Below are 7,528 nucleotides of genomic sequence, written 5' to 3'. Positions count from 1 at the left end.
GTTGTCATCTTTATCACAGCTTACCATTGATAATGTGATTACGCCTAATAGCATTGCTACTTTTACTGTTTTTTTCATTGTTTAATAATTAAAAAGTTAAGTCCTGAAAAAGAGATGTCGTGCTGAGGGAAGCGAGTTGTTTAAGTGACATAAAATGGCTTCCTTGTTATTTTAGTATCACGAGTAAACAACCCATATAAATGTTTCGTACTTTTGAAACATCACAACACGTATCTGATTTTCGACACAGCAAAGGAAAGGCGACTTTTAGAGTGCAATGTGTTGTAAATCTGATGATTCCGATGATTCTGATAATTCCGTTTTACATTGAATTATAATTATGACCTTACTAACGAATGATGATTATATAGAATGTTTGAGAAAGCATATTGAAGCTGTTAAACATTTTCCTAAGTACACTTTACTAATGTCTCCATCACCTGCACAGATAAGAAACCACTGTGTGATGCTGTGTGAGGGGAATACACTATCTAAAGATGATCTAGAAGTATTGAATGCCTTCTTTCAATGCCATGCAAAAGATTTCAAAGAGTTAATAGCTATCATCCGTAATGTAGATGTAGAAAAACTTAAACCAGTACAACACTTTATAATTGCTAAAACAAAAGGCACAAAAATTCCTGCTATTGTTGAGCTAATTGCCGTGATGTATGATTATGAACCTAGACCGTATGGCAAGTTTAGAAAAAGTAGTGTAGAGATAGAAGAGGGGAGTGTAGCTGATGAACAAGCTGACTCAATTATTGTTGAACAGAAAAGAGAAGCAGTAGAAGAGAAAACTATTGAAGATAATTTACCACCTGTTCAATCATTTGCAGAATCTCTGCCTACTACTACAGCGAAGAATAAATTTAAGCGCAATCTAGTAATTATCACAGTGATTATAATAGGCTTATTAGGTGTTGGTAGTTTAGCGAGTAGTGTGTTATCAAATGATCAATGTATGAAGTGGGAAGGAGATAGATATGTGGCTTATGACTGTGGTGAGGCTACATTAAAGAGTTTTGCAGGTGCAAGTAGTGAGCCTGTACCGTATGATAAAAGCGTACTGAAGAACTTTAAACAAATAAGTGTTGATTGTGATACCGAGTTTTTTAGGAAAGGAAAACCGAAGGTATGGTTTGTCAAGACTGGAGAGGGAAAACATGATTATTTTAATAACCCAGGAACAGGGGTACATCCTATCTCTGGTAAGTCTTTAAGACCAATCACGCAATATCATCTAAATAAATACATCTACTCTAAGTGTAAATAAGAAAGAGGTTAGACATCACTAAAGACTGTCTAACCTCTTTTTTATTGTAGATTCCGATTATTCCGATACATAATCACCTAAGTTTGATTAATAATTGGCTTTTTGTAAGTACAGAAGAAGTGAAATAAAAGCATTTTAAACAACGGAATAATAAAGTCTCTCATTACCGAATTTAACATAAAGTACTTAAAATTCTATTTCTGATCAGTGTTTATTGATGAGTTAAAGATAGTTTTGTTTGGACCTGCTAGGGGATTGCTTGAGGGTTTCTTGCACATTCCTTCGACAAAAGCACCTTCTAGGCAAGGAAACCCCTAGAAATGTGCTAGCAATCCCCTAAGAAGTGCAAGCGAAACGCTCTTATCCTATTCATTAATAACGAAATTAAAAGGAATGTATTCATTTAAAGATTTTATCTCCTACTTGTACTTTAGAGTATTCAACTATATTGATATTACTCCCAAATAATATTACTATAGAACAATGTCAAAAGTATTTTTAATAGAATAGAGATAGCTAGTTACCCTGCTCCATCTATTTTGACAAATTTTAATCCTTGTTCTGTGATATTGAATTTAAACCAAGTTACATTCTCACCTTCTGACATATATGAAGAGTATCCATCATTGAAGTCAGAAACTATTTCACTGTGTTTGATACGACCTTCTGATAAAATAACTTGTGTTTTGGAAAACTTGATATAATAGACATAAACTGAATGGCCGTTGTCAATACTTACTTGATTCAAACCTTCCGTCTGTGCCCAGTTAATATCATCTATATTACATAATCTAAATATTTCCTTGAGCCTTCCTAAATCACCATTGCTTATTTCTTGATTATTAAAATACCTTTTTAATTCACTACTATTATTAGTATTTACAGCTTTCTTTATTTCTTTCAGATCATTAATAGCCTTTGTGCGCATTGCTTTTTTTTGATCCTCTACCTTTTTGATTAGAGTTACTTGGGCATTTTCAGCATCGTTTAGCACGATACCACTATTAGACTTAGCAGGTTTATACCAGTTCTGCATTTCGAAATAACTAGCATAGATTCCTTTAGAGAATACATAACCTTTTTGTGCTAATACTTCATTGCGCAATAAAGCAAGTTCTTCTACTGATAGGTTAGTGAGCTCTTTCTCTGTGTATTTAGTAGAACTTGGTTTGGTCTGGGCTTCTATTGATGTTGTAGCTAGTAATAGGATAACAGTACAACAACTGATTAAGGTATGTTTTATTAGATAAGTTCGTTTCATAGTTATTTTAAATTGAATACTCTAAAGTAAGTAAAAACATAGTATAGTAGAATCACTATTTATTCTTTCTCATCTCTAATGGACGTGTTCCTGTAAACTCACAGAACGCATTGCTAAATGCTCCTAGCGTAACATATCCTACTGTATTGGCTATTTCGCTGACAGAGTGCTCAGTCTTCATCAGTAGTTCTATGGCTTTCACGATACGCAATGCTTTTAAGTATTGTAAGAAGGAGATTTGTAATTCAGCTTGGAAGAGGCGTGATACAGAGCGTTCACTCATATTAAACTTGTTGCTGATATCCGTCAGCGTTAATGGAAGTCCAAAACTACTGTCTAGATAGTCTGTTATCTTAGTAATGCGTGGATTATCACTAAAAGGAAGTTGTAACTGTATATTCTTATTGATAAAAGTGGGTAGAATATTTTTTAAAGCTTGTAGAAAAACAAAATTAGGCGTGTCTTGATTGACCATCTTATCATGCCAACACACTGTATATGCTATCATCTCTATTAATAGATCTGAAGCCGCGTATATCCCTAGTGTAGTATAAAAAGGATCATTATCATCATCATGGGTATAAAAATACAAGGAGTGAAGCACAGTAGCAGAGTTACTTAATCTCAAAATATGTGGTACGCCCTCAGGGATCCAAAAGAAGTACTTCGCGGGTACAACATAAGTGACATTGTCTACAGTCACATAAGTTATTCCTCCTTCTACATATGTGAGTTGTCCTTTTTGATGTTGATGTAAAGGATATCTTTTTGTCGATTTCTCATGATTGATAAATACGCCTTCTTCTATACTATCGATAAACTCTAAGGAATCGATGATCTTCATTGTAGTGTTTCTTTTTAATGAGCGCAAAAGTATATAATGATTTTGTCTGTTTTGAATAAAAAAATGACTATTTAAGAAATACAAGATATATCGTACTCATTTTACTTTTGTCCGATTTTAAAAACAACGTATGAAACTTGGGGATTTCCACTTATTAGCTGTACTCACCAGCTGTGTTACTATGGGGTATTGTCAGAGTACTACTCTATCAATTTCCAACAAGGATACAATACAACTCAGTATTCAAGAGATTTGGGAACAAACAGATCTTAGTAGTAAAAGAAGCTTGATTCAAGCCAAAGATCTACAGATCAGAAAAGAGAATACGGATGATGCACGCATCGGTAGATATCCAGTGTTTAATGCCTTCGGTAAAGCAGAAAAGGCAAGTAATATCCCTGTCTATACAAATGGAATATTTAATAAACCCGAACAACATGATGTGATACATACGCTCTATAATACAGGAGTGTCTATGTACTTAAATCTATATAGTGGCAATAGACAAAATCTAGAAATAGAAGAGCGAAAAACTTTAGAAGCTAAAGCGAATATTGAGGTAGATATGACTAAATCAGAAGTTCGGTTAGAGGCAATCAAGAGTTATTTGGCTTTAGCGAAACTATCTCGTTTTAAAAAAGTGATTACACAAGATATTGCCGAACATAAAGAGCAGTTAATCGAAATAGAACATTTATATAAGAATGGAGTAGTGCTAAAGAGTGATGTTCTTCGTGCGACTATGGAAATCTCGAAGAGAGAAATGACCTTAGTACAACTCCAAAATGATCTCTCTATAGAAAACCAAAAGTTGGTTATATTGACAGGACGTAAGGATACAGATTTTATTAAACCACAAGATTCCTTCAATGAAGAACTATTCTTAGAATCTTATGATGAGGCTTTAGATATTGCCTTAGAACGCGGGTTTAAACATTTGCTGTCAGAGGAGAGCTTGGTATTAAGTGATATCGAACAGAAAAAGGTGAAAGCTAATACTAAACCTAGTATTGGCTTAATAGGGAACTTCACTATGGCTAATCCACAAATATTCTTGTATCCGTATAATCCTAGTTGGTACAGTTTAGGGACTATCGGAGTACAGGTATCATTTCCTATTTCTAATTTATATCAGAATGTACACAAGGTTCGCAGTCGTGCTTTAGAACATGAGAAAGAGGAGTTACAACATCAATATGTACAAGATCAAATAAAAGAAGAGGTACAACAAGCATATTTAAGATATCAAGAATCATTGGTACAGATAGAGGTGTGTATGAAGAATAAAGAACATGCGGCAGAGAATGCACGTATTACTAAGAGTACTTATTTTAATAAAATCTCTTTGCTTACAGATTTATTAGATGCTGATGTACAACATTTACAAACACAATTTGAACTAGAAGCTGCCAAGTTAGACAGCATTTATAAATACTATACTCTTCAATTCGCTAAAGGCTTATTATAATGGATATTAAAACTCGTATTAAAATTACAGATCGCCTAATCACACGTATTACGCGCTATCTAGCTTCTATTATTATTTTGATAGGAAGTCTTTGGGGAATTCACACACTATGGATGTATTGGAAATATGAACAAACCAATGATGCTCAAGTACAAGAGTATATTAATCCTGTTATTTCTAGAGTAGGAGGTTTCTTAACAGAAGTGCGCTTTGAGGAGAATCAAATAGTGAATAAAGGAGATACACTATTAGTGGTGGATAATCGAGAGTACACTTATGATCAAGCGACTACTTCTGCTGAGATAGCGAAACAGTATGCATTGATAAAGGAATTAGACGCTCGTCAATATACATTGTCTCAAACAGCCGCCGCCGCAAAAAGCCAAATCCAAGGGAGAGAATCTAAATATCATCAACAGGAGTTGGATTATCAGCGATATAAGAAACTCTATGAAGAAGATGCAGCTACTGCACAAATGCTAGAGGAGAAACAGGCACAATTAAATATAGGACAGAGTGATTATAATACTAGTGTAGAGCACGCTCGAGCTGCTACAGCTAGTATAGCAGATATTGAAGCACAGAAACAAGTTTTGTTAAAAGAGATTACTCGATTACAAGAACTTGAGAAGTATAAGAATCTGACTGTAGGTTATACCGTTATCACTGCACCTTATAGAGGGAGAATGGGGAAGAGGAGCATTGACTTAGGTCAGATGATTTCTGTAGGTCAGGTGCTTACCTATATCGTTAATGACGAAACACCGAAGTGGATTATTGCTAATTTTAAAGAAACACAAATACGCAATATACAGATAGGTCATCAGGTAGAGGTAGTCGCAGATGCTTATCCTGATAGACAGTTTATAGGAAAGGTTATTTCTATAGCTCCAGCTACTGGCTCTAGTTTTTCTTTATTACCACCAGATAATGCCACAGGTAACTTTGTAAAGATTGTACAGCGTATTCCTGTACGCATAGAAATAATATCACCTACTGATTCGGAAGAATTATTAAAAGCGGGTATGAATGTCAATGTTTTTATAGCTAAAAAACAATCTAATGCAAAATAACGAAGCGTCTCAGTTATTCGTTGATTGGATTCCAGAGTGGATGATACACGTCATTCTTTTTGTACTTTTAATGCCGAGTATTGTCTTGTTTTTCCTGCCAGCTGCTAATGCTACAGCAGCTGCAGGATACTTTGGATGTGATTCACGAGACATTCAGTTTTCTGTGTCTCTATTGTATGCAGGTTTTGTCTCTTTTTATAGTTTAGAACGACGTTTCTTTACGTATTTAGCGACTAAAGAATACTTTATTCTATTTAATGTCTTACAGATAGTAGGCTGTATAGTACTGTATAATGTACAAGCGCTATGCATTGTTTTTCCTGTTCGCTTTTTACAAGGAATGTTATTTGCTAGTACAGTTAATCTATCTATTTCTACATTATATGTCCGTTTAGATAGTTCTAAAGCTAGGGAGATTAGCTTCTCGTGCTTCTACGGTATTTTGATTTGTGCAACACCCTTTAATCAATTAATTACTTCAGATTTAGTAGATCAGTACGACTATTCCTTTTTGTATAAGATAGCTTCTTTTTCTTTTATACCAGGGTTAATATTAATTATGCTGACTATGCGCTTTGTACGTCTCCAGCGTAAACTGCCATTGTATAGTCTAGATTGGGAGAGCTTTGTGTTATTTTCAGTAGTGGTAGTACTATTTGGATATCTTACTATTTATGGGCAACAGTATTATTGGTTTGAAGATCGCGATATTCGTTTAATAGGATTGACGATCTTGATTACCTTATTCTTCTTTGTATGGAGACAAAAGCATTTGAAGAGACCTTATATTAATTGGCATGTATGGAAGTATCGCAACTTTAAGATAGGATTGTTCTTATTGTTTATTCTTTATATCTGTCGTTTTGCATCAGGGATTACAAATACACATTTTATTAACTCACTTCATTTAGACCCTAGGCATCTTTCTTATCTAAATAGCTTTAATTTAATAGGACTTGTGACAGGTGTGATACTTGCATGTGTTTGGTTGATTAATCGTCGTCCTATGCGCTTTATATGGAGTCTAGGATTTATTGCGCTGTTTTTGTTTCACGTGGGGATGTATATGCAGTTTGCCCCTAGTGCTAATCCAGATGATTATTATCTTCTTTTGTTTTGTCAAGGTTTAGGAGTAGGAGTTTTAATGGTGCCTATTATAGTTTATTGTGTTACTTCAGTACCTGTATCACTTAGTGCTTCTGCGGCTGTTGTATGTTTAGGTGTGCGCTACTTTGGTTATACATGTAGTATAGCGATTATGAATTATTATAGTTTGTACAGTTCTAATCGTCATTTAAGTCGTTTCTCAGATTATTTGAATATAGCTAATCCTATACTAGAGACTAAGCTTACTCAGAATACTATGAAGTTAAAAAGTAGAGGTATGCCCAGTTCTATAGCTGAGAAAGCAAGTGAAAAGATAATGTTATCTGATCTTAGCAAACAAATAGAGTTGAGGTATGCAATGGATTACTTCGAGATACTTAGTTTACTTTTATTAGTGATTATCATCTTAGTACTCTTCACACCTTATTTAAGTAAAACATGGGTTTACTTAAAATCAAAAAGTGTTTCACCCTTTTAGTTTTATATTTTTTTTCAAAAA

At 34.2% G+C, this 7,528-nt stretch carries 6 protein-coding genes; 4 read left to right on the top strand and 2 right to left on the bottom strand.

Annotated features, from left to right (window positions below; genetic code table 11):
• Window positions 1-340: 340 nt before the first annotated feature.
• Window positions 341-1,276, top strand: a complete 936-nt coding sequence (locus tag AABL85_RS15680) for a hypothetical protein (protein WP_341310755.1) — start codon at window positions 341-343, stop codon at window positions 1,274-1,276.
• 520 nt (window positions 1,277-1,796) lie between these two features.
• On the opposite strand, the gene AABL85_RS15675 is transcribed toward AABL85_RS15680, so the two are convergent.
• Window positions 1,797-2,537, bottom strand: a complete 741-nt coding sequence (locus AABL85_RS15675) for a YARHG domain-containing protein (RefSeq protein WP_341310754.1) — start codon at window positions 2,535-2,537, stop codon at window positions 1,797-1,799.
• A 55-nt stretch (window positions 2,538-2,592) separates the two neighbouring features.
• Entirely contained in the window at window positions 2,593-3,381 is a 789-nt protein-coding gene (locus AABL85_RS15670; RefSeq protein ID WP_286413522.1) for a helix-turn-helix domain-containing protein, read from the bottom strand.
• A 130-nt stretch (window positions 3,382-3,511) separates the two neighbouring features.
• On the opposite strand from AABL85_RS15670, the gene AABL85_RS15665 reads away from it, so the two are divergent.
• Genes AABL85_RS15665 through AABL85_RS15655 form a run of 3 tightly spaced genes read left to right on the top strand, consistent with a single transcriptional unit; the run spans window position 3,512 to window position 7,507 of the window.
• A complete protein-coding gene (locus AABL85_RS15665; protein ID WP_341310753.1) occupies window positions 3,512-4,849 on the top strand; it encodes a TolC family protein in 1,338 nt (445 codons plus the stop codon).
• A complete protein-coding gene (locus AABL85_RS15660) occupies window positions 4,849-5,922 on the top strand; it encodes an HlyD family secretion protein (RefSeq protein ID WP_286436726.1) in 1,074 nt (357 codons plus the stop codon). The genes AABL85_RS15665 and AABL85_RS15660 overlap by 1 nt, the downstream gene beginning before the upstream one ends.
• Window positions 5,912-7,507 (top strand): beta-carotene 15,15'-monooxygenase, encoded by a 1,596-nt coding sequence (locus AABL85_RS15655; protein WP_341310752.1) that lies wholly within the window; start codon window positions 5,912-5,914, stop codon window positions 7,505-7,507. The genes AABL85_RS15660 and AABL85_RS15655 overlap by 11 nt, the downstream gene beginning before the upstream one ends.
• Window positions 7,508-7,528 lie beyond the last annotated feature (21 nt).

This window comes from Myroides odoratimimus, assembly GCF_038039805.1.
Lineage (GTDB): Bacteria > Bacteroidota > Bacteroidia > Flavobacteriales > Flavobacteriaceae > Flavobacterium > Flavobacterium odoratimimum_B.
This window is presented reverse-complemented; position numbering and strand designations above follow the sequence as displayed.

Bases quoted from the DNA above. Each gene is read 5' to 3' on its own strand.
- AABL85_RS15680 (WP_341310755.1), top strand. From the start codon at position 341: ATGACCTTACTAACGAATGATGATTATATAGAATGTTTGAGAAAGCAT.
- AABL85_RS15675 (WP_341310754.1), bottom strand. From the start codon at position 2,537: ATGAAACGAACTTATCTAATAAAACATACCTTAATCAGTTGTTGTACT.
- AABL85_RS15670 (WP_286413522.1), bottom strand. From the start codon at position 3,381: ATGAAGATCATCGATTCCTTAGAGTTTATCGATAGTATAGAAGAAGGC.
- AABL85_RS15665 (WP_341310753.1), top strand. From the start codon at position 3,512: ATGAAACTTGGGGATTTCCACTTATTAGCTGTACTCACCAGCTGTGTT.
- AABL85_RS15660 (WP_286436726.1), top strand. From the start codon at position 4,849: ATGGATATTAAAACTCGTATTAAAATTACAGATCGCCTAATCACACGT.
- AABL85_RS15655 (WP_341310752.1), top strand. From the start codon at position 5,912: ATGCAAAATAACGAAGCGTCTCAGTTATTCGTTGATTGGATTCCAGAG.